General features: G+C 69.0%; 1 protein-coding gene. It reads right to left on the reverse strand.

Annotation, left to right across the window (positions count from 1 at the left end):
- On the reverse strand, window positions 1-756 hold a 756-nt coding region (locus K7G61_RS35965), incomplete at both ends, for an SDR family NAD(P)-dependent oxidoreductase (RefSeq protein WP_225851357.1).

Genomic DNA, 756 nt, shown 5'->3' on the forward strand with positions numbered 1-756 from the left:
GCACCGACGCCGCCTCCGCACGCACCCACCCCACCACCACACCCACACGCTCACCAACCGCAACCCCGGCAAGCCGACCAGCCCAACCCGCGGCCGAGTCGTCAGTCGCCTCATCGGAGGACTTCGGGGTGATCCCCAGGGCCTTGACCACGTCGGACAGCAGTGCCCAGTCCCGGGCCGCGACGTACGAGGGGGCGAACCGGTCCCAGGCCACGTCCGCGACCGCCAGCGTGACATCACCGGAGGCAAGCGCCCGCTCCATCGCCGCCACACCACTGTCCGGCGCCATACCCGACAACCCACTGCGCCGCATCCGCGCACCCACTACCTCACTGCCCGCGGCAAGACCGTCCTGCGCCCACGGACCCCACGCGATCGACGTCGCCGCCAACCCCAACGACCGCCGATACCCAGCCAACGCATCCAGATACGCGTTCGCCGCCGCGTAATTGCCCTGACCCGCGGCACCCAACGTCCCCGCCAACGACGAGAACAGCACGAACGCCGACACACCCGCCTCACACGTCAACTCGTGCAGATGCCACGCCGACACCGCCTTCGCCGCCAGCACCGACCCCAACCGCTCAGGCGTCAACGCCTCCAGCACACCGTCATCCAGCACACCCGCCGCATGCACAACCACTGACAGCGGCAACGCTTCAGGAATCCCGGCCAGTACATTCGCGATCGCCTTCCGATCCGACACGTCGCACGCGGCGACGGTGACACCTGAGCCGAGCGCTTCCAGTTCCTCGA

The sequence above is a fragment of the Streptomyces sp. HPF1205 genome (genome assembly GCF_020400825.1).
Taxonomy (GTDB): domain Bacteria; phylum Actinomycetota; class Actinomycetes; order Streptomycetales; family Streptomycetaceae; genus Actinacidiphila.